We start from the raw sequence: 25,028 nt of genomic DNA, 5'->3' as shown, positions 1-25,028 counted from the left end.
GGCGCTGAGCGGTCGGCGGCGCCGGGTGGGGTTGCGGGTGCGGGCTGTGGAATCGGGTGCGCGTGGCTACGCGGTGAGGCGGATGCTCCGCGGGTCGATGAGGCCGTGGCGTTCGAGGTCCGGCCACAGCGCATCTGGGACGGCGACGGATGCGCGCCGCAGGTTGTCGCGCACCTGGCCGGCAGTGCGCATCCCGAGGGCGATGCCGGCGACGGCTGGATGCTGCAGCGGGAACGCGAGGGCCGCGTCCGGCAGTGTCACGCCGTGTCGCTCGCAGATGTCGGCGATGCGGTGCACCCGTTCGAGCGCGGCGGGCGGGGCTGGCAGGTAGTTGTAGACGGCGTCCGGGCCTGGCCGCGGCGTCGAGAGGAGGCCCGAGTTGTAGACGCCTACGGCGATGACGGACGCTCCTGCCCTGCGGGCGGGTTCGAGCACGCTCTCGAGGCCGGGCTGCTCGAGCAGCGTGTAGCGGCCCGCGAGCATGGCGACGTCGATGAGGCGCTCGTCGAAGAGGGTGCCGAGCTGGCTGGTCTCGTTGGTGCCGACGCCGATCGCGCCGACGACTCCCTCGTCGCGCAGCTCTCGCAGAGTCACGAGCGCTTCGCGGGCGGCCCCTTCGCTGAAGGCGTCGGGGTCGTGCACGAACGCGATGTCGATTCGGTCGGTGCCGAGCCGCTCGAGGCTGCCTTCGAGGCTGCGGAGCACGCCGTCGCGGCTGAAGTCCCAGTGCCTCATGAGGGTGTCGGGCACGACGAAGTCGTCGTCGAGGCCCGAGGGTTCCGGATTGGGCACGAGCAGTCGGCCGACCTTCGTGGAGATGACGAGTTCGTCGCGCGGGTAGGCCGCGAGCGCCGCCCCGAGGCGTCGCTCGGAGAGCCCGAGTCCGTAGTGCGGGGCCGTGTCGAAGTACCGGATGCCGGCATCCCAGGCGGCGGTCACGGCACCCGCGGCCTCCTCGTCGCTCGTCTCGCGGTAGAGGTTGCCGAGCGAGGCGGCACCGAACCCGATGCGGCTGACGTGCACGGCGGAGTCGCCGATGCGTCGCCGCGGCAGACCTGGGCTGTGCGGAGCTCTGCGGGTGCCGGCGGATGCATCCCCCGCAGGTTCGGGGCTGAAGCCGTCGGAGTCGCCGGCCGTCCGAGAGCCGCTGGCCGCGTTCACGCGCCCACCCCGCGCATCCCGTACACCCGGTGGGCGGTACCGACGTCGATCTGCCGCTGCTCGGCGGGGCTCAGCGACGCGGTCGCGGATCGGTATGCATCGATCCAGTCGCGGTAGCCGCCGCGCGTGAGCCGGACGAGTGGCCAGTCGGACCCGAACATGAGACGCACCGGTCCGAACAGCTCGAGCGCCGGGTCGATGGCACGCGCCACGGCCGACTGCGACCAGTCGCCCCAGTCGTCCTCGATCGTGAGACCGGAGATCTTCGCGACCACGTTCGGCAGCGCCGCGAGCTGCCGCAGTCCGGAGTGCCAGGTCTCGAGCTCGCCCGTCGACAGCGGGGGCTTGCCGAGGTGGTCGAGCACGAAGGTCGTTCCTGGCACGCGCCGCGCGAGGCGTGCGGCCTGCTCGAGCTGCCATGGCCTGATCACGAGATCGAAGCTCAGACCCCGCGTGCCGAGCTCGGCCAGGCCCGCGGCGACGTCGTCGCGGGAGAGCCACCGCTCGTCCTCGTCGATGTGCACCGGATGTCTGATGCCGACGAGCTTCGACGCGCCCGGGTGCCTGGCGAGGTCATCCAGCTGCAGGCGCACGCCGTCCGCGCCACCGCGCAGGTCCACCCAGCCGACGACGCCGACCACCTCGTGCGCCTCCAGCGCCTCGTCGAGGAGGAAGTCGTTCTCGAGGAGCGTGCGGTCGGACTGCACGACCACGGCGCGGGTCACGCCGACCTCGCGCAGCTGCGCGGTCAGGTCCGTGCCGGAGAACTCGCGGTCGATGGCCGGCATGGAGTCCGGGTCGATCCAGGTCTGCGGCACCACAGACCGGTCCCAGAGGTGCACATGCGTGTCGATCGGGATGCGTGCGTCACTGGCCGTGTCGCGGTTCAGCCGAGCGCTCTCTGGCGCTTCTGCGCGGGTCAGTCCATGTGCCATGCCAGCTCCATCTCCCGCCACAGCTCACCGTCGCGCGCCTCACCGAACGGTGTCTGGCAGGGGTTCGTGAGCCGCCACCAGCGCTGGCTCTCCTCGTCGAGCTGGACGCGCGCCATGTCTGCCTCGTAGTCGTCGCCGACGTACTCGTAGGTGCCGAAGAGCGTGGTGTCGATGATGAAGATGGAGTAGTTGCGGATGCCCTGCTCGCGCATCGCCGCTTCGACGCGTGGCCAGACGGCCCGGTGCAGCTCCAGGTACTCCTCGCGTTTCTCCGGCCGCACGTCGACGACGAATCCGTGCCGCGTGACCGCGCTCCTTCCCGTGCTCATCCCTTCGTGCCGCCCGCGGTCATGCCGTCGACGAGGAAGCGCTGCGAGAACAGGAAGATGATGACGATCGGCGCGACCGACAGCAGTGTCGCGAGGGCGAGCGTCGGCAGCTCGATGACGATGCTCGTCGCGGTCGTCGGGTTGAACTGCGGCACGTTGGAGAGCAGATTCGCGAGGCCGACCTGTACCGGCACGTTCTTGCCGCCCACCATGAGGAAGGGCAGGAAGTAGTTGTTCCAGTTGCCGGTGAAGCTGAAGAACCCGACCAGCGCGATGACGGGTGCGGCGAGTGGCATCGCGACCTGCGCGAAGACTCGGAGCTCGCTGGCGCCGTCGATGCGCGCGGCGTCGAGCAGGTCTCGGGACACCGCCGTGGAGAAGTAGATGTAGGTCAGGTACACGCCGAACGGGAAGAACGAGAACGGCAGGATCACGGCAAGTGGAGATCCGATGAGCTTGACTGCGCTCAGCTCGAGGAAGATCGGCAGCACGAGGGCGGTGTTCGGGATGAGCATGACGATGAGCGTCACGAGCAGCAGCGCCTTGCGGCCCTTGAAGTTGCCGAGCGCGAGGGCGTAGCCGGCGGGGACGCTCACGATGAGCGTGATGACGAGGGCGCCGAACGAGTAGAGCGCCGAGTTCCCGATCCAGGTGAGGAAGATGCCGTTCTGGAAGCTGAACAGCTGCTCCCAGTTGGCGGCCAGCTGCTCCAACGAGCCGAACGACATGGGGTTCTCGAGCAGCAGCGAGCGGGCATCCTTCGTGCCGGCGAGGAGGAGCCACACGATCGGGAGCAGGAAGAACACGACGAACGAGGCGATGACTGCGCCGAGCACGATGCGCATGATCCACTCGCCCGGTGTCAGCTTCCGGGCGAGCGCCTTCGTCGGCGGATGCGCGGTGTCCTGGTGCTCGACGTTCCTTGAGATCACGGTGTCAGTCACGTTCGAACAGCTTTCCCTTGAGGATGAAGATCGTCGAGAGCGCGAGGGCGACGACGAGGAGCGTGATGGAGATGGCTGCGGAGCCCGAGAAGTCGCCCTGCTTGAACGCGTAGAGGTAGGCGAGCTGGTTGAGCGAGTAGTCCTCCGGCACGACGCCGCGGCTGGCCTGCGAGAGCACGCGCGGCTCGACGAAGAGCTGCGTCCCCGCGGCGAGCGACATGATGCCCATGTAGGAGATCCACTTGGTCATCATGGGCAGCTGGATGTGGAGAGCCACCTGCAGGGGGTTGGCGCCGTCGACCTTCGCCGCTTCGATGACCTCGTTGCTGATGTTGTTGAGCGCGCCGTACATGATGACGATCCAGCTGCCGGCGCCGGTCCAGAACGCGATGACGGTGAAGACGATCGGCAGGTTGTCGATGGAGACGGTGCGGATGAGCGAGTCGTAGCCCATCGCACGCAGGAGGCCGGCGACGGGGCTGACGGTGGGGTCGAGCAGGAACAGCCAGAGCATGACGCTCGATGCCCCCGCGATGGCGCCCGGGATGTAGTAGAGGAAGCGGATGCTGACGCTCAGCCACTTCGCGCGGATCGAATGCACGATGATGGCCAGGAACACGACCAGCACGATGAGGCTGATCAGCCAGAAGACGATGTACAGCGTGACGTGGCCGACGGCAGGCAGGAAGCGGTAGTCGCCGAAGACGCGGACGAAGTTGTCGATGCCGACGAAGACGCCGTTCTCGGTGATCGAGAGGAAGACCGCGTAGAGCGTCGGGACGATGCCGAAGGCGAGGAGCAGCAGCACGTAGCCGCTGACGAAGATGTACCCGAAGCGGGTCTCGTTCGCGAGCGGGTTGGCGGCGCGCTGTCGCCCCGCCTTGCGTGGCTTCCTCGGTCCTGCCGGGTCGGCGTCGCTCTGGGGAGCGGCGCCGACCGCGGGTGCAGACCGCGTCTCAGATTCGAGCGGGGTGGAGGTCATTCGGCGACCGTGTACCCGTTCACCTGTGCCTCGTTGAGCACTTCGGTCTGCCAGGCGGGGAGCACCGACTCGATGGTCTTGCCCTCGGCGATGGCCGGCATCACGGTCGTCGCCCATCCGGTCTCGGGGCTGAAGCGCGCCGATGCCCAGCCGCTCCAGATGCTGCCGCCCGCGTCGATCATCTGCTGCTCGAAGCCGTCGATGAAGTAGCCGGTGTCGGCGAGCTTGCCGAGCCACCCCTCAGCGGCCGACGAGTACGCCGGGTAGCCGCTCGAGAGCTCGACCTGGAATTCGGGGGCGCTGACCGCGAACTCGAGGAACGTCTTGACTGCTTCGAGGTTCTTGGTGTGGCTGGAGGCGTACCAGATGCCGCCGCCGACGTTGCCTGTGGCGATCTCCTCGCCCTCCCAGGCGAGCGGGGCCGCGACGCCCAGCTGCCCTTCCGGCACCTGGAGTCCGCTCTGGAAGACGGCGCCCGTGTACCAGACCGGCCCGGGCATGACGACGACCTTGTCGGCGTACTTCGACGTGAACTCGGCGCTGAACACGCTGTCCTGCACGATCGTGCCGTTCGCGATCATCTTGTCGAGGATCTTGGTGATCTCCACCGAGTTCTCCGACTCCATGTCGGCGACGAAGGTGTCGCCCTCGGTCTGGAAGACCGGCGACTGCGAGCCCTGGTAGTAGACGTATGGCATGAAGGCGTCGCCGACGCTGCCGAGGATGTAGCCCGGGTGCTCGGCTGCGAGCTTGTCGCCGAGCTGCCCGTATTCCTCCCACGTCGTCGGCACTTCGTAGCCGAACTGGTCGAGCAGCGACTGGTTGTAGTAGGTGACGACCTGCGCGAGGTCATTGCGGAGGCCGTACACGGTGTCGTCGATCGTGGACGGGTCGAGGGCACCGGTGGAGAAGCCGTCGAGGAACTCCTGGTCGAAGAAGCCCTTGTTGAGGGGAGCTGCGAAGCCCTGCCCGCCACCCGGTGCCGGCTGGGACGCCCACGAGGCGTCGTTCTGCTGCGTCGAGAAGACGACGTCCGGCCATCCTTCGCCCGCCTGGTCCATGAGCGCGATGCGCGTCTGGAAGGTGCCGCTGCCACCGGCGTTGCCGTCGTAGACCTCATATTCTATGGGCACGTCGGGGTTGGCTTCCTGGAAGGCGGCGATCGCCGGTTCGCGGGCCGCGTCGACCCACACCATGATGGGGCTGTCGGCTTCCTGCTCTGCCGTTGGGAACCCGTACTCGCTGTTGACCTCTCCGCTGGCTCCTCCGGCGCATCCGGCGAGCAGCAGGGCTGATGCAGCAGCTGCCGCGATGGTGGCGATGCGCCTGCTTCGGCGCTTCTGGGACGAATCTTGCAACATTGTGCGTCCTTCTCTGGTCGACGTCGTTGACGACTGCTGCCCGCATCTCGGGGTGATGCGATTACATCATACGTCTGACGTTAGATCAAGGCTCGTGATAGCGCTGCCAGAACGTTACTCCGATCGAGGACGGCGAGCAGACTGCCCCAGCAGGATGCCGAGCAGCACCAGTGCCATGCCCGCGCCCTGCTGCCAGCTGAGCACCTCGCCGGCGACAAGCGTTCCGAGCAGGACACCCGTGACGGGATTGAGGAGCCCGATCAGGCCGGTCGTCCCCGCCGTGAGGTTCTTGAGTCCCCCGAACCAGGCGAGGTAGGCGAGCGCCGTCGAGATGAGGCCGACGTAGGCGAGCGCGGCGATCGCGGGCCCGTCGTAGTTCGGCATCGGCCCCTCGACGAGCAGCGCGACGGGGAGCAGCACGACCCCGCCGCCCACGAGCTGCCAGGCCGTGAGCGGCAGCAGCTCGACGCCGCTCCCCCACCGCTTCACCAGGACGAAGCCGAAGGACGCCAGCGCCATGGCTGCGACGGATGCGGCGACTCCCATCCAGTCGACGGCACCCGTTCCCGTCGCGAGCATGAGCACGACCCCGGCGAGGCCGGCGGCCGCTCCCACGACGGGCAGGACGCGCAGCCGTTCGCCGAGCATGGAGACGGCGAAGACCATCATAACGATGGGCGACGCGGCCATGATCATCGACGCGATGCTCGACGGGAGCAGCTGCGACGCGACGTAGACGAGGGCGAAGAAGGCGCTCATGTTGATGGTGCCGAGCACGAGGGCGCGCCACCACCACGCGCCCTTCGGCAGCTTCCGGGCGAAGAGGAGGAGGACAAGCCCGGCCGGCAGCGCGCGAAGCACGGCACCCCAGAGCGGCGCATCCGCCGGGAGGAATGACCCCATGACGTAGTAGTTGCTGCCCCAGGCGATCGGTGCGATCGCCGTGATGAGCATCCAACGCCATGTAGTTTCCATGGAAGCCATCCTAGCTTCCACGGAAGCTATGATGGCACCATGATCGCCCCCGACGACCGCGTCAGCCAGATCCTCGCCGAGTGGGCGCGCGAGCGTCCGGACCTCGACGCATCCCCGATGGGCGTGATCGGGCGCATCCACCGCATCGGCCTGCACCTCACCGACGAGCTCACCCGCGTCTACCGCGAGTTCGGCCTCGGCGAGGGCGACTTCGACGTGCTCGCCACCCTGCGCCGGGCCGGCGCACCGTTCGAGCGCACGCCAAGCGAGCTCGCCGCGTCGACCATGGTCACGACCGGGGCCATGACCAAGAGGGTCGACCGGCTCGAGGGCGCTGGCCTCGTCTCCAGACGGGTCAGCGAAGCGGATGGGCGAGGCCGGGTCGTGCAGCTCACGCCGCGCGGGCTCGACCTCATCGACAAGGCCTACACGCGACACCTCGAGAACGAGGAGCGGCTCCTCTCCGGCGTGAGCGCCGACGACCGGGCCGCGCTCGCCCGCATCCTCGGCCCCTGGCTCGCCGACGTCGAGGGCACCGTCGAGGACACCGTCGAGGGCACCGGCAGGGGCGCCTCCCTAGACTGACGTCATGACTGCTCCCCAGGCGTCGGGCCGCGGCTCCGAGCTCCCGGACGAGGCGACCGGCATCGCCGAGCGCCTGTCACGCATGGTGCGGGTGAAGACCGTCTCGGCGGACATGACGGAGCGGGACGCTGCCCCGCTCCGTGACTTCCTCTCCCTGATCGAGGAGCTGTACCCGCTGGCCCACCAGCGACTTGAACGGGAACCCGTCACCGACCGGGGCGTGCTGTACCGCTGGCCGATGGCCGAGACCGGCGGTCGAACCGGGCCCGGCAGCTCGAGTGAACCCGTGGTGCTCATGGCGCACTTCGACGTCGTCCCGGCGTTCGAATCGGAGGGATGGACGCATCCGCCCTTCGAGGGCACCGTCGCCGACGGCTCCGTGTGGGGCCGCGGCACGCTCGACGACAAGGGGCCGCTGTGCGTGATCCTGGAAGCCGTCGAAGCGCTGCTCGGCGAGGGGTTCGCGCCGGCGCGCGACGTGTACCTGTGGTTCGGTGGCGATGAGGAGACGGGTTCCGAAGCGGCGACGGCCGCCGCGGCGCTGTTCCGCGAGCGCGGCCTCACGCCGTGGCTGGTGCTCGACGAAGGCGGTGCCGTCGTGGATGCTCCCCTGCCGTTCATCGATGTGCCAGCGGCCATGATCGGGGTCGGCGAGAAGGGGTCGGTGAACATCGTCCTCGAGGCGAGCGGCGACGCGGGGCACGCATCGGCGCCTTCCGGACTGACGCCCACGGCGCGCATCGCGAGGGCCGTGACGAGGGTGGAACGCAGTCCGTTCCCCGCTCGGCTGACTCCGGCGGCCCGCGAGATGTTCGCGACGTTCATCCCGCATGCCCAGGGCCGCGGCAGGGTCATCCTCGAATCGTTCACGCGGGCCCCGTTGCTCGCCGCGCAGACGCTGTCCCGCCTCGGCGGTGATGCGGCCGCACTCGTGCGGACGACCCTCGCGACGACGCGCCTCAGCGGTGGCACCGCCGACAACGTGCTCCCCGCGAGCGCGAGCGCGACCCTCAACTGCCGCATCGCGCCGGGCGAGAGTGTCGCCTCCACGCTTCGGCACGTGCGGCGGGCGGTCCGCGACCGGCAGGTGCGCATCCACTGCACTGATCCGAACGAGCCGACGGCGCTCGCCCCGACCGACAATGCGCAGTTCGCTCTGCTGCGCGATGCCGCACGCCGCGCCTACCCGGAGGCCGTCGCCGCGCCCTACATCACGCTCGCCGCCACCGACGCGAAGCACTTCCAGCGCTTCGCGCCCGCAACCTACCGCTTCGCGCCGCTCGCCATGGATGCCAGGCAGCGCGCGTCGATCCACGGTGTCGACGAGCGCGTCTCGATCGCCAGCCTCCGCGCGGGCAAGCTCTTCCACGAGTCCCTGCTGCGCTCGCTCTGATTCCCGTGCTCGTCGGCCGCGCCTGAGCGCCTCCGCCCCCGCAGTTCCCCGAAGTGGGGCCAGATTGCACAGACCGGTCGGTAGGTGGCGAGCGACGGCGGCAGTACAGTGATTCCACCCAGAACGACGGACGACACCGCAGCCGTCCGGCACGACGCACCACCCCCGGGCTCCACCCCTGCCAGCGCAGAGGCCGGAGCTCGGGCGCCCGATGCTCCGCCCAGCTCCCCTCGAGGAAGGCACCAACGTGCACCGTCTCCGCCCCGCCGGCTTCGCCTCGATCGCCGGCATCGTCGGCTTCCTCGCGTTCGTCGAGTTCACGAGCGGGATCCTGCAGGGCTACTACACCCCGCTGCTCACCGACATCGCGCGGCACCTGGGCATCCACGACGCCGACGTCAACTGGCTGGAGGGGGCGCAGCTCATGCTGTCGGCACTGGTCGTGCCGGTACTCGCGAAGCTGGGCGACATGCTCGGGCAGCGCAAGGTGCTGCTCGTCTCGACGGCCGTCACTGCGCTGGCGTCGTTCGGTCTCGTGTTCGCGCAGGAGTTCTGGATGTTCCTCGTCGCCTGGGCGCTGCAGGGCTTCTACGTCATCTGGCTGCCGATCGAGATCGCGCTCATCTGGTCGCGCACGCGCGAGCGCCCGAACTCCGCGCGCCTCACCCGCGCCTCGGCCGGTGTGCTCGTCGCGGCGCTGCAACTCGGGGCCGTCGCCGGCGCGCTCAGCGCTGGCGCGCTCGCCGAAACCCTTCCCGTGCCGGTGCTCCTGCTGATCCCGGCCGTCGCGGTTGCTCTCTGCTTCTTCGTGATCCTGTTCGGCGTGAAGGAAGCCCCGAACCCGGTCGGCGGCAGGCTCGACTACCCGGGCCTCCTGCTCCTGAGCTTCGCGCTGATCTCCTTCACCGGCGGGCTCAGCCTGCTGCGCGTCAACGGTCCGGCGGACCTGTTCTCGTGGAGCATCGTGCTGCTCGGCCTCGCCCTGCTCGCCGTCTTCGCGCGCGTCGAGCTCGGCCGACCGGATCCCCTCATCGACGTGCGCCTCTTCCAGTCGCCGGTGCTCTGGCCCGTGTTCCTGACGGCCGGCCTCTTCGGAGTCAGTGTGCTCGGCGCGCAAGCGCCCCTCTCGACGTTCGCACGCACCGACCCGAGCGTCTACGGGTACGGGCTGGGCGCATCCGCTGGCCAGACGTCGATCCTCATCGGCTCGTACGTGCTCTCCATGGTCGCCGGCGCGCTGCTCTACGCACAGGTCACGAAACTGCTCGCACCGCGCGTCGCGCTGATCGGCGCGAGCGGTCTCGTCGCAACCGGGTACCTGCTGTTCCTGCCCTTCCACGACGGGTATGTGCAGGCGGTCACCAACATGGTCATCGCGGGCATCGGGTCCGGCGCGCTCGTCGCGGCGCTTCCTTCTGCCGCGGCGGCCGCAGCCCCCGCAACCCAGACGGGCGTCGCGACCGGGCTGACCAACTCGGTGAAGACGCTGGGCGGGGCCATGGCGTCGTGCGTGTTCGGCATCGCCCTGCTCGGCACGCTGGCGAATGCCCCCGCCGCGGGCGACGGCACGGCAGGCTCCCTCACGGGTTACTTCACGGTGTGGACCGTGTGTGGGCTGACGGCCGTGGCCGCCGCAGCTGCGCTCTGCTTCGTGCCGAGGACGGCTTTCCAGGATGCGCCCGAGCGGGCCGGCCAGCCGCCCGTCGCCGTGTAGCGCCCGCGCATCCCTCAGCCCTGGGCTGGGGCAGCGAGCGGCAGGCGCACCGTGAAGCGCGTGGCGCCGGGTCGGCTGTCGACGGCGATCGTGCCGCCGTGCGCATCCACGACGCTCTTCACGATGGAGAGGCCGAGACCTGTTCCCCTGGTCACCGGAATGTCACCGGCCTCGGTCTCGCCGCGGGCGCGCGACGTGTCGCCGCGCACGAAACGCTCGAAGAGGTGGCCGAGCACGGCGGGGTCGATGCCCGGGCCGTCGTCGAGGACGCTGAGCATCGCGAACCGGCCATCGACGCCGAGCGTCAGCGTGACGTTGGTGCCGGCCGGCGTGTGCGCGTCGGCGTTGGCCAGCAGGTTCGAGACGACGCGGCGCAGCTGACCCTCGACCCCCACCACCTCGATGGGCTCGCCGGGGATATCGAGGTTCCACCGGTGATCGGGCCAGGCGGCATCCGCGTCGCCGACCGTCTCCAGGGCGATGAGGGACAGGTCGACCCTGCCGCGAGTGGCCTCCACGCCCTCGTCGAGTCGAGCGAGCAGGAGGAGCTCCTCGACGAGCGCGGTCATGCGGACGGACTCCGAGTCGATGCGCTCGAGCGCGCGCGCCGTGTCCTCCGGCAGGTCGGCGCGGCTGCGACGTGTCAGTTCGGAGTAGCCGCGGATCGACGCTAGGGGCGTGCGCAGCTCGTGACTCGCATCCGCGACGAACTGCCGCATCTTCGCTTCGCTCGCCTCCCTCGCCGTGAAGGCGCGGGAGATGTGCCCGAGCATCGTGTTGAACGCCTGCCCCATGCGCCCGACCTCGGTTCGAGGGTCGGCGTCACGGGGGTCGACGCGCACGTCGAGCGCGGCGTCGCCCGAGGTGAGCGGCAGTTTCGAGATGCTGGTCGCGAGGTGCTCGACCCGTTCGAGCGGGGCCATGGATGCGCGGATCCAGCGAGACGTGAAGAGGGCGGCGAGCGCGATGCCGAGCAGCCCGATGAGGCCGATCATGAGACTCAGCGTGGTGGTCGTCGCGTTGACGTCGCCGAGCGGGAGGGCGATGACGACCCCGTACCCGGCGGGCCCTTCGCTCGCCTGCGCCCTGACCTCGCCGATGCCGTCGACGGTGACCGTGTGCGCCCGCCCGTCCAGGGGCACGCTCGCGAGCGACTCCGCCGTGCTCGGCGAGATGATGACGACCTCGCCGAGGCTGTCGAGGGCGCCGGCGGAGATGACCTCGCCGCCGTCGATGACCGCCCCGACCGTGCCCTCGGCCTGGCCGGGCAGCTTCAGCACGAAGGTCGCGTTCGGCGTGAGCGACAGCGGCCCGCCCGTGTCGCCGGGACCGGATGCGCCCTCGCGTCCACGGTCGCTGGCAGAGAGCAGCTGCTGGTCGAGCCGGTCGACGAGCACGTTGTGCAGCAGCGAGACGCTCACGGCGCCGATGACGGCGGTGACGGTGACGAGCGTCGCGACGAGGCCGAGGACGAGCCTCCGGCGAAGCGTCATCGGTGCGCGGCCCTGCGGGGCGGCCGCTTCGGCATATCCTCCCTGCCCGGCGAGGGGCGAGGGCGCGACGGGGACCCCTGTGGAAGCTGCGGGGGCCTCGGACGCGCCCCCTCGCGAGGTCATTCCGTGGCCTTGAGCATGTACCCCACACCGCGCACCGTGCTGATCATAGGCTCCCGGCCGGCGTCGACCTTCTTGCGCAGGTAGGAGATGTACAGCTCGACGACGGTCTCTCGCCCGCCGAAGTCGTAGCTCCAGACGTGGTCGAGGATCTGTGCCTTCGAGAGCACGCGGCGGGGGTTGCGCATGAGGAAGCGGAGCAGCTCGAACTCGGTGGCCGTGAGCTCGATGAGGTCGTCGCCTCGGCGAACCTCGTAGCTCTCCTCGTCGAGGCTGAGGTCGCCGACGCGGAGTACTGGGTCGTTCGCGGTGCCCTGCGTGAGCATGGACCGGCGCACGAGACCGCGGACGCGCGCGATGACCTCCTCGAGGCTGAAGGGCTTGGTGACGTAGTCGTCCCCGCCCGCAGTGAGTCCGGCGAGACGGTCGGCGAGTGCATCCTTCGCGGTGAGGAAGAGCACGGGCAGCGTTTCGTCGTCGGCGCGGATGCGGTGCAGCAGGCTGAGCCCGTCGGTGTCGGGGAGCATGATGTCGAGGACTGCGGCGTGGGGTTTGAACTCTCGGGCGACCTTGATCGCGGAGGCGCCATCCGCGGCGGTGCGGACTTCCCAGCCCTCGTAGCGCAGCGCCATCCGGAGCAGGTCGGTGAGCGAGGGCTCGTCGTCGACTACGAGCACTCGGATGGCGGATCCGTCGGCCGCCGTGAGCTTCGGGCCGAGCCGCGAGCTCGACTGATCGGTTGCAGGCATGGCTCCAGTCTCCTCTTTCATCTATGGAGCATCTATGAGCCGCCTGGGCGTGGAGTATGCGCGGTCAGGAGAAGAGCGTCTCCCCCACGTAGCCGCCGTCGCGCGCGCCGGGCGGGATCGCCCAGATGCCGCTGCCGGTGTGCTTGAGGTACTCGTTCAGGAGGTCGGTGCTGAGCGACTGCTGCACGCGGATGAACTGCTCCGGATCGCGCTGGTAGGACAGGAAGAAGAGCCCTGCGTTGAGCCGGCCGAGCTCGTCGTTGCCGTCGACGAAGTTGTAGCCGCGGCGCAGGAGCCGGGCTCCGGCGTTCTTCGCGGGGTGGGCGAGGGCGACGTGCGAGTTCGCGTCGATGGCGGGCTGCCCGAAGGTCGTGTCGCTCTCGACCACGAAGTCGGGCTCGGTGAACTCCTCGCCGCCGCTGAGCGGGGCGCCGGCTCGCTTGTCGCGGCCGATGATCTGCTCCTGCTCCTCGAGGCGCACCCGGTCCCACGACTCGATCATCATGCGGATGCGCCTCGCCACCAGGTAGGAGCCCCCGGCCAGCCAGTCGGGGCCGTCTCCCGGGGCGACCCAGACGTGCTCGGCGGTGGCGCTCGTCTCTTCTGCCTTGACGTTCGCCGTGCCGTCCTTGAAGCCGAAGAGGTTGCGCGGCGTGGCCTGGCTCGTCGACGTCGACGAGGTGCGCCCGAAGCCCAGCTGCGACCAGCGCAGGATGACGCGGCCGAAGCCGATGCGCGTGAGGTTGCGGATGGCGTGCACCGCGACCTGGGGATCGTCAGCGCAGGCCTGGATGCACAGGTCACCGCCGGACAGCTCGCTCTGGAGGGCGTCGCCCGAGAACCGCGGGAGCTGCGTGAGCTTCGCGGGCTGCCTGCTCGCGAGCCCGAAGCGGTCGACGCCGTCGCCGTCGACGAAGAGCGTCGGCCCGAAGCCGAACGTGATGGTGAGCGCCGACGGAGGCAGTCCCATGGCCTCGCCCGTGTCGTCCGGCGGGGCGAGCGGGGAGCCGCCGACGGCGCCCGACGCTGAGACGTCGAGGCCCTGCACGAGCCGCGACGACGCGTAGCTCCAGTCCTGCAGCAGCTCGATGAGCTCCTCACGGGTTGTGCCCTCGCGCACGTCGAAGGCCGCGAAGTGGAGCCGGTCCTGGGCTGGCGTGACGATGCCGGCCTGGTGGTCGCCGGAGAACGGATACTGGGTGCCGCTGCCCGCGTGGGTGCTGGCACCGGCCCCGGTCGCGGCCGCGATACCGAAGCCACCGGCACCGCCGGCGGCGATGCCCGCGGCGCCCGCACCGAGCAGCCCGAGCAGCCCGCGTCGCGAGAGGCCACCATGTGCGGGTGCCGCCACGGCAGGGTCCGCCACCGGGTCGGAGCTCGCCGCTGGCCGACGTGCCGCCGTCGATCCGGACCTCACGTTCCTCGCTCGCGCATCCGCGCCGTCGGGTTCGCGCCCGGTTTCACCTGCGCTCACGGCGCTCCTTCTGCTGATGGTTCACGTGGTGCCGTCCCGGGAGATTCCAGCGGAAATCCGAGCACGGACCGGAGTCCCGTCAGTCAGGGTGACGAGGGGTCGCATCGCCGTGATGAAGGGCACTCAGCGACGCCACGTCACCCTGACTGGCGGCGTGCGTCTCGGAGAGGCTACGCCTGCAGGCCGAGCACCGTGGTCGTGAGCTGCGAGAGCGGCTCGGCGAGCGCATCCACCTGCGTGGAGAGCTCCTTGACCTGGTCTGGCGTGAGGTCGCGGTAGTTGGTGAAGCCCTCCTCGTAGCTGCCGTAGCTGCCGAGGAGGTCGTTCAGCGCCGTGAACTCCGTGCTGATGGAGTCGGCGATCGCTGTGCCGTCCTCCCCCTTCGACCGGGCGACGTCCTCGACGATGCCGAAGGCGACTTCTGCGCCCTCGACGTTCGCCTTGAAGTCGCTGAGGTCGGTGCCGGACCACCAGTCCTCCTCGCCGGAGATCTTGCCCGTCGCGACCTCGTCGAGCAGGCCGATCGCGCCGTTCGTGATGTCCTCGATGGAGATCTCGAATTCCTCGCCGTTCACGAGGTCGGCGAGCTCCTGGATGTCGGCGACGAGCTGGTCCGCGTAGGCGGTGCGTTCCTCGGGCGTGGAGGGCGCCCAGTCGAGGAACGCGTCGGTGTCGTCGGAGTTCTTGTCGCCCGGCTGCGGCTGCCAGAGGTCCTTCTCGATGCGGTGGAAGCCGGTCCAGTCGAGGCCCTCGGCGACGGCGTCGACCTCGCGGTAGTCGATCTTCGGGTCGAGGTCGCCGAACGCCTCGGCGGTCGGCTCGATGCGCTCGTAGGGCACGCGCGCCGCGGCGAACAGCTCGCGGGCCTTCGCGTCGTCGCCCGACTTGTAGGCGGTGGTGAACTGCTCGACGAGCGGCACGAGCTCGGAGACCTGGTTGCGCAGGTAGGCGGTGTAGCTCGTGACGGCCTCGTCGTAGGCGGCCTGGTCGTCTGCCGCGACCTCGACCGCCTCGCCGGAGACCTCGAAGGCCGTCTGCCCGATGCCCTCGCCGATCATGCCCGGCTTGCAGACCGTGAAGTAGCTGCCCGGTTGCGCGACGACGGAGAGCTGGCGGCTCGTGCCAGGGGCGATGTTCTCGACCTCGCCAACGATACGGAGGCCGTCGTCGGCGAGCAGGTAGAACTCGGTGACGCGCTCGCCGTCGTTGGTGACGTCGAAGGTGATGGGGCCGCTGGCGGCGGCTGCGCCGGAGACCGTGCAGTCCGAATCTGTGCTCGAGACGGCGAGCGACGACGCTGAGTCAGCCGGCGCGTTCGGCACGCAGCCGGTGAGGGAGACGAGGGCCGCGGCCGACAGCAGTCCGGCGGCAAGTGGCTTAAGGTGCATGGGTGTCCTTCTTCGAGGGCGCGTGTCTAGAGCGCGGCGGTCGCCGCAGGCTGGGGTGAGGTTGTGGTCGCGTGCCGCCTGCCGGAGCGGGTGCGGATGGCGAAGAGCGTGGCGGTCGGGATGAGGTACGCGAAGTAGGCAAGGATCTCGAGCTTCGTCATCTCGGGAGTGAAGCCGAGCGTGCCCTTGAGGAGCGCACCGAGGAGCCCGTCCGGCGGGATGATCTCGGGGATGCGGAACGCCCACGCGTTCTCCCCGAACCAGGCCTGCAGTGCGGCCGGTGCGGTCTCGGGGGCGGCGATGAAGGGTCCAGGCAGCACCGCGGCCTCCTGGAGGTCGTGGATCGCGTAGGCCACGATGCCCGCGGCGAAGACGATGAGGAGGGCGCCGGTCCAGGTGAAGAACGTGGAGAGGTCGATGCGAACGACACCACGGAAGAGGCCCCAGGCGAGCCCGACCGCGATGAGGAGGCCGAGGATGGCGCCGAGGAAGCCGAGCACCCAGCCGTCACCGGAGCGCGTCGTCGACCAGACGAAGAGCGCGGTCTCGAGGCCCTCTCGCGCGACGGAGACGAAGGCGACCGCGACGATGCCCCAGCCGCTGCCCCCGAGGTGGCGATCGACCTGCCCCTCGAGGTCGTGCTTGAGCGTCTTCGAGACGCGGAGCATCCAGAACACCATCCACGTCACCATGGCGACGGCGACGAGCGACAGCGTGCCGCCGATGATCTCCTGGGCTTGGAAGGAGAGCCCGTAGGCGCCGAACGTGAGCACCGCGCCGAGGATGAGGGAGGCGACGACCGCGAACGCGACGCCGAGCCAGATGCGACGCACGATGTCCGGTCGTCGGATTCGCCGAGCGTAGGCGATGAGGATGCCGACGACGAGCGCCGCTTCGAGGCCTTCGCGGAGGCCGATGAGGAGAGAGCCGAGCATGCTGGATTCCTGGGCGTGAAGAGAACGGGCCGGCGGGCGTGAGGGCCAGCCAGAGCCCAGGCGTCCATACGCGGTAGGCCAGGTAAGGCTTACCTTTTGTGAAGGTACACCTGCCTTCGGGGATTTGCCAAGTTCCGTTCAGGTCAGAGCCCGTCCGGCGTCCCAACTCCTCCCGAGGCCAGTGCGCCAGCGCTCTCGAAGTGCGCTGAAGTACCGTGGTGCGCGGCCCGCGGTCCCGCGGTGCAGAGACTCAACCAGGAGGATCACCCGTGCAGACCATCGACACCAAGCAGCTCGCAGAACTCGGCGAGCAGGCCACCGTCATCGACGTTCGCGAACGCGATGAGTTCTCTGCCGTGCGCATCCCGTGGGCCAGCAACGTGCCGCTGAGCGAGCTCACGGATCGTGTCGACGAGGTGCCGGAGGACGGCCCCGTGTACCTGATCTGCGCCGCGGGGGTCCGCAGCGAACGCGCCGCCGCGTACCTCGAGCAGCAGGGCAAGCCGGTCGTGAATGTGCTCGGCGGCATGTCCGAATGGGCGGGGTCGGGGTTCACGGTCGAACGCGACTGAACGACCCACGGTCGGCTGCCCGCCGTATCCTCGCCATTCCTTCGCCGATCGACCCGAGGCAGACCTCCCCAGCCATCCTGTCGGGTGGGGAGTTCTCCCCTGGATCTCGGGTGTGCCGTGTGTCGATTCTCGCTAGCGTTGAAGCCCCCAAGATCGCGAGCCCTGCGGCGCGACGAGTCACCGGCGATGGGAGCTGAGTGTGAACAGCCCACGGCATCTTGCGCGCGCCCGTGATGCCTCGACCCGCCTGGCATCGCAGCCGAGCGTGGACCCCCGGCTGCAGCTCGAGCAGCAGCACCGCGCAGCTCAGCTGGACCCGTTCGACCGCACCCTCCCGCGGCGCGCGATACGGGCGGCGTCTGCGCCTCTGTTCATCCCCGGGTTCCGCTACTACCCGCCGGTCTCGCGCCTCGGCGCCGCCCGATAGCGGCACGCTGAGGCCCCCGCTTTCCGGTCGCGTCGGTGCGCGGATGCATGCGGCCGGGCCTGTGGATGACCAAGCGGATGTCGGTCGTCGCGCCTAGGGTTGCTTGCATGGTCGCAACGCACGAGACAGAAGCCCCCGCCAGGTCAGGGACCCTGCTCGAGCGAGCGCAGCGGGTGCTGCGCGAGGTCTTCGGCTACGACGACTTCCGCGGCGACCAGGCCCAGATCATCGAGCGCCTCTGCGCTGGCGACGACGCTGTCGTGCTCATGCCGACCGGTGGAGGCAAGAGCCTCTGCTACCAGGTGCCCGCGCTCGTGCGAGAGGGCACCGGAGTGGTCATCTCGCCCCTCATCGCGCTCATGCACGACCAGGTCGGCGCGCTCGAGCAGCTCGGCGTGCGCGCCGCGTTCCTGAACTCCACGCAGTCGATCGACGAGCGGAGAGACGTCGAGCGGCAACTCCTCGCGGGCGAGCTTGACCTCATCTACCTGGCCCCCGAGCGCCTGCCTGTCGCGGCCGACCTCCTGAGTCGCACCAACATCTCGCTGTTCGCGATCGACGAGGCCCACTGCGTCGCGCAGTGGGGGCACGACTTCCGCCCCGACTACCTGAACCTGTCGATGATCGCGGAGCGCTGGCCAGGCGTCCCCCGCATCGCCCTGACGGCCACCGCGACGAGCGAGACCCGGCAGGAGATCGTCGACCGGCTCGTGCTCGGCGACGCGAAGGTGTTCGTGGCCAGCTTCGACCGCCCGAACATCCAGTACCGCGTCTCCCCGAAGGCCACCCCGAAGGCGCAGCTGCTGCGCCTCATCCACGAGGAGCACTCGGGCGACGCCGGCGTCGTGTACTGCCTGAGCCGCAAGTCGGTCGAGAACGTCTCCGAGTGGCTGCGGGGACAGGGCGTGAACGCGCTCGGCTACCACGCGGGGATGCCTGCCGAGACGCGTGCGCGACACCAGGCGAAGTTCCTCCGCGAAGACGGGGTCGTCATGGTGGCGACGATCGCCTTCGGCATGGGCATCGACAAGCCGGATGTGCGCTTCGTGGCGCACCTCGACCTACCCAAGAGCATCGAAGGCTACTACCAGGAGACTGGTCGCGCGGGCCGAGACGGCCTGCCGTCCACCGCCTGGCTGGCCTACGGCCTGAACGACGTGGTGCAGCAGCGCCGCATGATCGCGGAAGGCGAAGGAGACGCGCAGCGCAAGCGAGCGCAGAGCCAGCACCTCGACGCGATGCTCGCGCTCTGCGAGACCGTCACGTGCCGCCGCGTGCAGCTGCTCGCCTACTTCGGGCAGCTCAGCGAGCCGTGCGGCAACTGCGACACGTGCATCTCGCCGCCCGACTCGTGGGACGGCACGATCGCGGCGCAGAAGCTGCTCTCAACCGTGCTGCGACTCGACCGCGAGCGCAACGGCCAGGCGTTCGGCGCCGGCCAGCTCATCGACATCCTCACCGGCAAGACGACCGACAAGATCACGCAGTGGAAGCACGACGAGCTCTCGACGTTCGGCATCGGCAAGGATCTCGGCGACACGGAGTGGCGCGGCGTCATCCGCCAGCTGCTGGCCGCCGGCGTGCTCGCTGTGCGCGGCGAGTACGGGGTGCTGGCGCTGACGAGCGAGGCCGCCCCGGTGCTCCGCGGCGAGCGGCAGCTCATGTTCCGCAAGGAGCCCCCGAAGCCGGCCGGCTCGAGCGGGCGCCGCTCGCGCGGGGAGTACTCGGGTCGCTCCGGTGGCGGGAGCGCGGCAGCGGCAGCCCTCACGGAGTCGCAGCGCGAGGTCTTCGAGCGGCTGCGCACCTGGCGCGCCGAGACCGCGAAGGAGCAGGGCGTGCCCGCCTACATCGTGTTCACGGATGCGACCCTCGCCGCCATCGCCGAGGTCAAGCCGCGCCAGCACGCGCAGCTCGCCGCCATCTCCGGCGTCGGTGCGGCGAAGCTCGAGCGCTACGCCGACGACGTTCTCGACGCCGTCGCCGACCAGTAGCGCCGCAGCCCTGGCCGTCGCGCGGCTACGACAGGACTCGGTGGACGCGCAGCGCTTCGACGACCAGCGCGTGGTCCTCGTGCATCTCGAGGCCGCTGACGCCGACCGCGCCGGCGAGGGTGCCGCCGATGCGGATCGGGAAGGCGCCGCCCGCGGCGGCGTACTCGCGCGGGTCCAGGAGGGAGTCTGCGGCGAAGTCCTCGCCGTCCGCCTCGTACGTGTATCGGACCGCGAGGGTCGAGTGACCGAAGTGCTCGACCACCCGGAACTTGCGGGCGAGCCAGGCGTCATTCAACGCGGAGGAGCCTGGCGTCGCGGCGTGGAACGCACGCTGTCCGCCGAGCACGACCGAGACGGCGACGCTGTGGCCGCGCATGATCGACTCGTGGCGCAGCCAGGTGCCCACCTGCCACGCATCCTCGAGCGTGAAGCTCGGGAAGTCGAGCTCCTGCTCCTCGGCGTGCAGGATGCTCAGGATCTCGCCGGCGGGCAGGCCGGCGTACGGGGGTGGGGTGGTGGAGCTCATGGGTGACCTCGGTGTGCACGGCAGTCTCGGACTGCGGATGGACTGGGGGTTTCGGCACGACGATGTACCTGCTGCGAGCATAGCCCTCCTGCGCCTGTTTGTCATGACATATGCACATGCCGAGTTCAGCCTCCAGGATGACGCGATACATCGCGAGTTGCGGCAGGCTTGACGCATGCGCACTCTCCTCAACATCATCTGGCTCCTGCTCTCGGGCTTCTGGCTCTTCTGCGGCTACATGCTGGCCGGCGTGCTGCTCTGCATCCCGATCATCACGATCCCGTGGGCCATCGCCTCGTTCCGCATCGGCCTGTACGCGCTCTGGCCCTTCGGCCGCGATGTCGTCTCACGGCCGAACGCCGGCGCCTTCTCGTTCATCGGCAACGTCATCTGGTTCGTGCTCGCTGGCTGGTGGCTTGCGATCGGTCACATCGTCTCCGGTATCGCGCTGTGCGTCACCATCATCGGCATCCCCATGGGCATCGCCGATTTCAAGATGATCCCGATCTCCCTCTCGCCGCTCGGCAAGGAGGTCGTCGACCGCGACAACGGTCCGTTTGCGGCCGCCCGCCGCTGACCAGCCTCCTGAGCGCGCGAAACGGCCGGCACCCCGCAGCGGGTGCCGGCCGTTCTCGCATGATCCACGCAGCGGACGCTGCGCCTACTTGGCGGGCACGTCCGGGATGTCGTCCTCCACTTCGCGGATGACGGCGATGTCCTGCGTGTAGCCGCCGAGCTGCTCGAGCTCGTGGGCGAGCTCCTCGAGTTCGGCGCCTCCGGCCATCTGCGCGGTGAGCTCGTCGAGGGTGATGTCGGCCTTGTCGTAGTAGCCGATCGACTTGCCGCGCTTCAGGAGCAGGAAGCTGTCGCCGACGGGGAACGCGTGGTGCGGGTTGTGGGTGATGAAGATCACGCCGAGTCCGCGGTCGCGCGCCGCGAGGATGTAGCGCAGCACCACACCAGACTGCTTGACGCCGAGGGCGGCGGTCGGCTCGTCGAGGATGAGCGCCTTCGCCCCGAAGTACACGGCGCGGGCGATCGCGACGCACTGCCGTTCGCCGCCTGAGAGCTGGCCGATGGGCTGGTCGACGTCGCGAAGGTCGATGCCCATGTCGAGCAGCTCCTTCTTCGTGATGTCCTTCATCTGCTCGACGTCGAGGCTCTTGAACGGGCCGAAGCCCTTCGTGAGCTCGGAGCCGAGGAAGAAGTTGCGCCAGATCGGCATGAGCGGCACGACCGCGAGGTCCTGGTAGACCGCCGCGATGCCCCGCTCGAGGGCCTCGCGAGGCGACTTGAGGTGCACCGACTCGCCCTCGATGAGGAACTCGCCGTCGGTGTGCTCGTGGCGTCCTGCGATGATCTTGATGAGCGTCGACTTGCCGGCACCGTTGTCGCCGAGCACGCACGTGACGCGCCCCGGGTCGACGTCCATGTCGACGCCCTGCAGGGCGAGGATGTTGCCGTACCGTTTGCCAGCATCCCGGAGCGAGATCAGGTGCGCGCCCTGGTCTGCCGACGCCGACTGCTGCGCATCCGTCACTGTTGCCTGATTCGTTGCCATTACTTCTGCTCCGCCCTCTTCTTGACGACGAGGTTCACGATCGTGGCCATCAGCAGCATGAGGCCGAGGAAGAACTTGAACCAGTCCGGGTTCCACTGGGCGTAGACGATGCCCTTGTTGGCCATGCCGAAGATGAGGGCGCCGATGGCGCCGCCGATCGCCGAGCCGTAGCCGCCGGTGAGGAGGCAGCCGCCGATGACGGCCGCGATGATGTAGAGGAACTCGTTGCCGATTCCCTCGCCCGACTGCACGACGTTGAAGGCGAACAGGTTGTGCATGCCGAGGATCCAGGCGCAGAAGCCGACGCCCATGAAGAGGCCGATCTTCGTCGCCGTGACGGGGACGCCGACGGCGCGGGCCGCGTTCTCGTCGCCGCCGACCGCGAAGATCCAGTTGCCGATCTTCGTGCGCATGAGGATGAACGTGGCGACGAGCACCAGGGCGATCCAGATGAAGACGGTGACGTTGACGTTGACGCCGAGGACCGGGATCTCGCTCGCGAAGATGGCCTTCGCCGATGCGAAGCCGTCCATGTCAGCGATCGCGGGGCTGGAGACGCCGCCGCCGACGAGGCGGGTGATGCCGAGGTTCAGCCCCGTGAGCATGAGGAACGACGCGAGCGTGACGATGAACGACGGCAGCTTCGTCTTGATGAGCAGCCAGCCGTTGATGAAGCCGACGACGAGGGCGAAGACGAGCCCCATGAGCACGCCGACCCACACGTTGGTGGCGAAGTACCAGCTGAAGAGGGATGCGGTGAGTGCCGACGAGATGACGGCGACGCCGGCGGAGAGGTCGAACTCGCCGCCGATCATGAGCAGCGAGACGCCGACGGCCATGATGCCGATCGTGGAGGCGCCGTAGAGCACGGTCGCGAGCGACGTGACCTGCGTGAAGACTGGGGCGGCGACCGCGAAGAACACGAAGACGACGATGGCGCCGACGACGGCGCCCATCTCGGGCCGGCCGAGGATGACGGAGAGCGGCGAGCGCTTGCCGACGCGCTCGTCGGTGGTGACGGGGGCCGAGCCGGTGTTGGGCGACCGGGGGGATGCTGCGGTTGGTGTTGAGGTTTGAACCATGACTGCACTTCCTTGTGAGGGGTCGGGATGGCCGCGCTGGCGGCCACCCCGACCGTGGTTCGCTGGTTAGCGGATGCCCTTTTTGGCCTCTTCGAGGACGACGGCCGCGTTGCTCTCGTCGATGATCGTCGGGCCGGTGAGCACGGGCTTGCCACCGCCGAGTGCGAACTCGCCGTTGTTCTGCAGCCAGAGCGAGTCGACGGCCATGTACCCCTGGAGGTAGGGCTGCTGGTCGACCGTGAAGGCGACGTCACCGTCGACGATGGCCTGCGCGAGGTCCGCGTTGAGGTCGAACGACGCTACCTTGGCGCTCGAGCCGGTCTCGGAGACCGAGTCGATGGCCGTGAGGGTGAAGGGAGCTCCGAGTCCGATGACGACGTCGGTGTCGGGCGTCGACTGCAGCTTGGCGGAGATCGTCGACTTGACCTGGGTCATGTCGGTGCCGGTCACGTAGAGGATCTCGGTGGCTGGCACCTTCTCCTTGATGCCCGCGCACCGCGCTTCGAGGCCGACGTGGCCCTGCTCCTGGATGATGCAGAGGGGCTTGGTGTAGCCGAGCTCGGTGATCTTGTCACCGGCGGCCTGGCCCGCGACGACCTCGTCCTGGCCGATGTAGGTGAAGGCGCCGAACTCGAAGGCTTCCTTGCTGCCGCCGTTGAAGGCGACGACGGGGATGCCGGCGTCGACGGCGGCCTTGATGGAGTCCTCGAGTGCGTCGCCCTTGGCGATGGTGACGGCGATGCCGTCGACGCCCTGGTCGATGGCCTGCTGGATCAGCTGAGCCTGGTTCGGAGCCTGCGGGTCAGACGAGTAGAGCAGTTCGACGTTGTCCTTGGCCGCCGCCGTCTCGGCGCCCTTGCGGACGATGTCCCAGAAGGTGTCGCCGGGGGCGGCGTGAGTGATCATCGCGATCTTGATGGAGGGCGTATCTGCGACGCCGGCGACTGCGGGGTCCTCCGCCGTTCCGGTGTCGCGTCCACCTGCGGAGGAGCAGGCGGTGAGTGCGAAGACTGGCACCATGGCGAGTGCGGCCAGGCCGAACATGAGACGTTTCTTCTTCACGAAAACTCCTTTGAATGCCGTGATGGCGTCAGTTGTGCGCTCGACGAGACAGCCGCTGGGGGACGGCGTCTTGAGAAGCCCACGTGTGCTCGCTCGGTCATCCTTGTCCGAGAGCAACGAGCACGTCACTGACTTGTCATGACAATAGCTCAACAGGTGTATTAAGCAAACCTTTTCTTGTGAAGACCGCATCACGGATCGGTCTCAACCCCGGAACGGCGGGCGACCGAGACTCGATCACCCGCCGTCCGACGGTACGTTTCGACGCGCGCTCAGGAGAGCACCGGCTCCTCCCGGCCACTCGCGAGCGAGCGCGTCGCCGCCTCGGCGACAGCCTGCGCGCGAAGCGCCTCGCGCAGTGACGGCGACGGCGAACGCGCATCCTCGAGCGCACCGACGAACTCCGCGAGAGCCGCGGCGTACGTGGGCTGCACACGCTCGAACCAGCCAGCGTGCATCCCCGACTCCGTCACCGTTCCGCTCCCATACCTGGCCACCTGGCCCGACCTGTGCCGCTTGGCTTCGACCAGCCCCTCCGAGCCGAACACCTCGATGCGCTCGTCGTAGCCGTAGCCGGAGCGACGGATGCTGTCGACCTGCACGAGGGCACCGTTCGCGAGGCGCACGGTGGCGATCGACGTGTCGACGTCGCCGTACTCGGCGACCCTGGGTTCAGCCAAGGCACTGCCCGTCGCGGACACGGCGACCGCATCGAGGCCGGTGATCCAGGTCGCGAGGTCGAAGAAGTGCACCGTCTGGTCGCGCATCTGCCCGCCGGAGACCGCGATGTACTCGAGCGGCGGCATGGATGGCCCGCGACTCGAGAGCTGCACCAGCTCGACGTCGCCGACCTCGCCCGCGTCCACGATTCGCTTCACCTCGGCGTAGTCGCGGTCGAAACGACGATTGAAATCGACCATCGCGGTGATGCCGGACGTCTCGACGTACGCCACCGTCTCCCGGGCGCGCTCGAGATCGAGGTCGATGGGCTTCTCGCAGAGCGCTGCGATGCCCGCGTCGGCCGCGAGCCGAAGATGCTCGGAGTGCTTGTTGGTGGAGGACGCGATGAGCACGGCGTCGACCTGCGCGGCATCGAAGACCTGCGCGAGCGAGGGCACGGCCGCTGCGCCGTGCGAGACGGCCAGCCTCTCTGCCCTCGCGAGGTCGACGTCGTACACGTAGCGGAAGTCGACATCGGGGTTGGCCGCGAGGCTCTGAGCATGGACGGCGCCGATGAACCCGGCGCCGATGAGCGCGAATCTCTGCATC

24 protein-coding genes are annotated in these 25,028 nt (G+C 69.1%); 7 read left to right on the top strand and 17 right to left on the bottom strand.

The window, feature by feature from the left end; all coding sequences use genetic code 11:
- Window positions 1–66: 66 nt before the first annotated feature.
- From ACQFZP_RS14865 to ACQFZP_RS14835, 7 genes are all read right to left on the bottom strand, one after another.
- A complete protein-coding gene (locus ACQFZP_RS14865) occupies window positions 67–1,161 on the bottom strand; it encodes an aldo/keto reductase (RefSeq protein WP_307852898.1) in 1,095 nt (364 codons plus the stop codon).
- A complete protein-coding gene (locus tag ACQFZP_RS14860) occupies window positions 1,158–2,096 on the bottom strand; it encodes an amidohydrolase family protein (RefSeq protein WP_211891842.1) in 939 nt (312 codons plus the stop codon). The genes ACQFZP_RS14865 and ACQFZP_RS14860 overlap by 4 nt, the downstream gene beginning before the upstream one ends.
- The gene (locus ACQFZP_RS14855; protein ID WP_211891841.1) at window positions 2,081–2,425 is read right to left on the bottom strand and encodes an L-rhamnose mutarotase; all 345 of its coding nucleotides are present in this window, start codon (window positions 2,423–2,425) and stop codon (window positions 2,081–2,083) included. The genes ACQFZP_RS14860 and ACQFZP_RS14855 overlap by 16 nt, the downstream gene beginning before the upstream one ends.
- Window positions 2,422–3,369: a carbohydrate ABC transporter permease gene (locus ACQFZP_RS14850; protein WP_244295816.1), complete on the bottom strand. Its 948-nt coding sequence runs from the start codon at window positions 3,367–3,369 to the stop codon at window positions 2,422–2,424. The genes ACQFZP_RS14855 and ACQFZP_RS14850 overlap by 4 nt, the downstream gene beginning before the upstream one ends.
- Window positions 3,362–4,351: a carbohydrate ABC transporter permease gene (locus tag ACQFZP_RS14845; protein ID WP_104251674.1), complete on the bottom strand. Its 990-nt coding sequence runs from the start codon at window positions 4,349–4,351 to the stop codon at window positions 3,362–3,364. Before ACQFZP_RS14845 ends, ACQFZP_RS14850 begins: the two co-directional genes overlap by 8 nt.
- The gene (locus tag ACQFZP_RS14840; protein WP_211891840.1) at window positions 4,348–5,712 is read right to left on the bottom strand and encodes an ABC transporter substrate-binding protein; all 1,365 of its coding nucleotides are present in this window, start codon (window positions 5,710–5,712) and stop codon (window positions 4,348–4,350) included. Before ACQFZP_RS14840 ends, ACQFZP_RS14845 begins: the two co-directional genes overlap by 4 nt.
- A gap of 114 nt (window positions 5,713–5,826) precedes the next feature.
- Complete coding sequence (locus tag ACQFZP_RS14835; RefSeq protein ID WP_211891839.1) at window positions 5,827–6,687, bottom strand: DMT family transporter; 861 nt, start codon at window positions 6,685–6,687, stop codon at window positions 5,827–5,829.
- Window positions 6,688–6,726: 39 nt separating this feature from the next.
- Between ACQFZP_RS14835 and ACQFZP_RS14830 the strand changes: the two genes are divergently transcribed.
- The 3 genes from ACQFZP_RS14830 to ACQFZP_RS14820 all read left to right on the top strand — a co-directional run bounded on the left by ACQFZP_RS14830 (window position 6,727) and on the right by ACQFZP_RS14820 (window position 10,379).
- Window positions 6,727–7,272, top strand: a complete 546-nt coding sequence (locus tag ACQFZP_RS14830) for a MarR family winged helix-turn-helix transcriptional regulator (protein ID WP_211891838.1) — start codon at window positions 6,727–6,729, stop codon at window positions 7,270–7,272.
- 4 nt (window positions 7,273–7,276) lie between these two features.
- The gene (locus ACQFZP_RS14825; RefSeq protein ID WP_211891837.1) at window positions 7,277–8,665 is read left to right on the top strand and encodes a M20/M25/M40 family metallo-hydrolase; all 1,389 of its coding nucleotides are present in this window, start codon (window positions 7,277–7,279) and stop codon (window positions 8,663–8,665) included.
- A gap of 211 nt (window positions 8,666–8,876) precedes the next feature.
- Window positions 8,877–10,379 (top strand): MFS transporter, encoded by a 1,503-nt coding sequence (locus ACQFZP_RS14820; protein ID WP_211891836.1) that lies wholly within the window; start codon window positions 8,877–8,879, stop codon window positions 10,377–10,379.
- Between the two features lie 14 nt (window positions 10,380–10,393).
- On the opposite strand, the gene ACQFZP_RS14815 is transcribed toward ACQFZP_RS14820, so the two are convergent.
- From ACQFZP_RS14815 to efeU, 5 genes are all read right to left on the bottom strand, one after another.
- The gene (locus ACQFZP_RS14815; RefSeq protein WP_211891835.1) at window positions 10,394–11,995 is read right to left on the bottom strand and encodes a sensor histidine kinase; all 1,602 of its coding nucleotides are present in this window, start codon (window positions 11,993–11,995) and stop codon (window positions 10,394–10,396) included.
- Window positions 11,992–12,741, bottom strand: coding sequence for a response regulator transcription factor (locus tag ACQFZP_RS14810; protein ID WP_104310456.1), 750 nt, complete (start codon window positions 12,739–12,741; stop codon window positions 11,992–11,994). The genes ACQFZP_RS14815 and ACQFZP_RS14810 overlap by 4 nt, the downstream gene beginning before the upstream one ends.
- A gap of 64 nt (window positions 12,742–12,805) precedes the next feature.
- Window positions 12,806–14,107, bottom strand: a complete 1,302-nt coding sequence (efeB, locus tag ACQFZP_RS14805; protein WP_211892090.1) for an iron uptake transporter deferrochelatase/peroxidase subunit — start codon at window positions 14,105–14,107, stop codon at window positions 12,806–12,808.
- Between the two features lie 278 nt (window positions 14,108–14,385).
- Entirely contained in the window at window positions 14,386–15,603 is a 1,218-nt protein-coding gene (efeO, locus tag ACQFZP_RS14800; protein WP_104310454.1) for an iron uptake system protein EfeO, read from the bottom strand.
- A gap of 26 nt (window positions 15,604–15,629) precedes the next feature.
- Window positions 15,630–16,538, bottom strand: a complete 909-nt coding sequence (efeU, locus tag ACQFZP_RS14795; protein WP_104310453.1) for an iron uptake transporter permease EfeU — start codon at window positions 16,536–16,538, stop codon at window positions 15,630–15,632.
- A gap of 269 nt (window positions 16,539–16,807) precedes the next feature.
- Between efeU and ACQFZP_RS14790 the strand changes: the two genes are divergently transcribed.
- The 3 genes from ACQFZP_RS14790 to recQ all read left to right on the top strand — a co-directional run bounded on the left by ACQFZP_RS14790 (window position 16,808) and on the right by recQ (window position 19,528).
- Window positions 16,808–17,110 (top strand): rhodanese-like domain-containing protein, encoded by a 303-nt coding sequence (locus ACQFZP_RS14790; RefSeq protein WP_104310452.1) that lies wholly within the window; start codon window positions 16,808–16,810, stop codon window positions 17,108–17,110.
- Between the two features lie 265 nt (window positions 17,111–17,375).
- Entirely contained in the window at window positions 17,376–17,537 is a 162-nt protein-coding gene (locus ACQFZP_RS14785; RefSeq protein ID WP_181026855.1) for a hypothetical protein, read from the top strand.
- Between the two features lie 107 nt (window positions 17,538–17,644).
- Window positions 17,645–19,528 (top strand): DNA helicase RecQ, encoded by a 1,884-nt coding sequence (gene recQ / locus ACQFZP_RS14780; protein WP_249312589.1) that lies wholly within the window; start codon window positions 17,645–17,647, stop codon window positions 19,526–19,528.
- A 25-nt stretch (window positions 19,529–19,553) separates the two neighbouring features.
- Here recQ and ACQFZP_RS14775 read toward each other — a convergent pair whose 3' ends face one another.
- The gene (locus tag ACQFZP_RS14775) at window positions 19,554–20,054 is read right to left on the bottom strand and encodes a heme-degrading domain-containing protein (protein ID WP_104310449.1); all 501 of its coding nucleotides are present in this window, start codon (window positions 20,052–20,054) and stop codon (window positions 19,554–19,556) included.
- Window positions 20,055–20,229: 175 nt separating this feature from the next.
- Here ACQFZP_RS14775 and ACQFZP_RS14770 point away from each other — a divergent pair, with 175 nt between their 5' ends.
- Window positions 20,230–20,631 (top strand): YccF domain-containing protein, encoded by a 402-nt coding sequence (locus tag ACQFZP_RS14770; RefSeq protein ID WP_104310448.1) that lies wholly within the window; start codon window positions 20,230–20,232, stop codon window positions 20,629–20,631.
- Between the two features lie 84 nt (window positions 20,632–20,715).
- Here the strand turns inward: ACQFZP_RS14770 and ACQFZP_RS14765 are convergent, their stop codons facing one another.
- The 4 genes from ACQFZP_RS14765 to ACQFZP_RS14750 all read right to left on the bottom strand — a co-directional run bounded on the left by ACQFZP_RS14765 (window position 20,716) and on the right by ACQFZP_RS14750 (window position 25,027).
- Window positions 20,716–21,615 (bottom strand): ATP-binding cassette domain-containing protein, encoded by a 900-nt coding sequence (locus ACQFZP_RS14765; protein ID WP_179556016.1) that lies wholly within the window; start codon window positions 21,613–21,615, stop codon window positions 20,716–20,718.
- The gene (locus ACQFZP_RS14760; protein ID WP_104310446.1) at window positions 21,615–22,697 is read right to left on the bottom strand and encodes an ABC transporter permease; all 1,083 of its coding nucleotides are present in this window, start codon (window positions 22,695–22,697) and stop codon (window positions 21,615–21,617) included. Before ACQFZP_RS14760 ends, ACQFZP_RS14765 begins: the two co-directional genes overlap by 1 nt.
- A 66-nt stretch (window positions 22,698–22,763) precedes the next feature.
- Window positions 22,764–23,741 (bottom strand): substrate-binding domain-containing protein, encoded by a 978-nt coding sequence (locus ACQFZP_RS14755; RefSeq protein WP_104310606.1) that lies wholly within the window; start codon window positions 23,739–23,741, stop codon window positions 22,764–22,766.
- A 290-nt stretch (window positions 23,742–24,031) separates the two neighbouring features.
- Window positions 24,032–25,027 carry a Gfo/Idh/MocA family protein gene (locus ACQFZP_RS14750; RefSeq protein WP_211891834.1) on the bottom strand — a complete coding sequence of 332 codons (996 nt, stop codon included), beginning with the start codon at window positions 25,025–25,027 and terminating at the stop codon, window positions 24,032–24,034.
- Window position 25,028 lies beyond the last annotated feature (1 nt).

This window comes from Pseudoclavibacter sp. Marseille-Q434 (assembly GCF_050315415.1).
Classification (GTDB): Bacteria; Actinomycetota; Actinomycetes; order Actinomycetales; family Microbacteriaceae; genus Pseudoclavibacter.
Note: the sequence above shows the minus strand (reverse complement) of the source record. Positions and strands in the feature narration are given on the sequence as shown.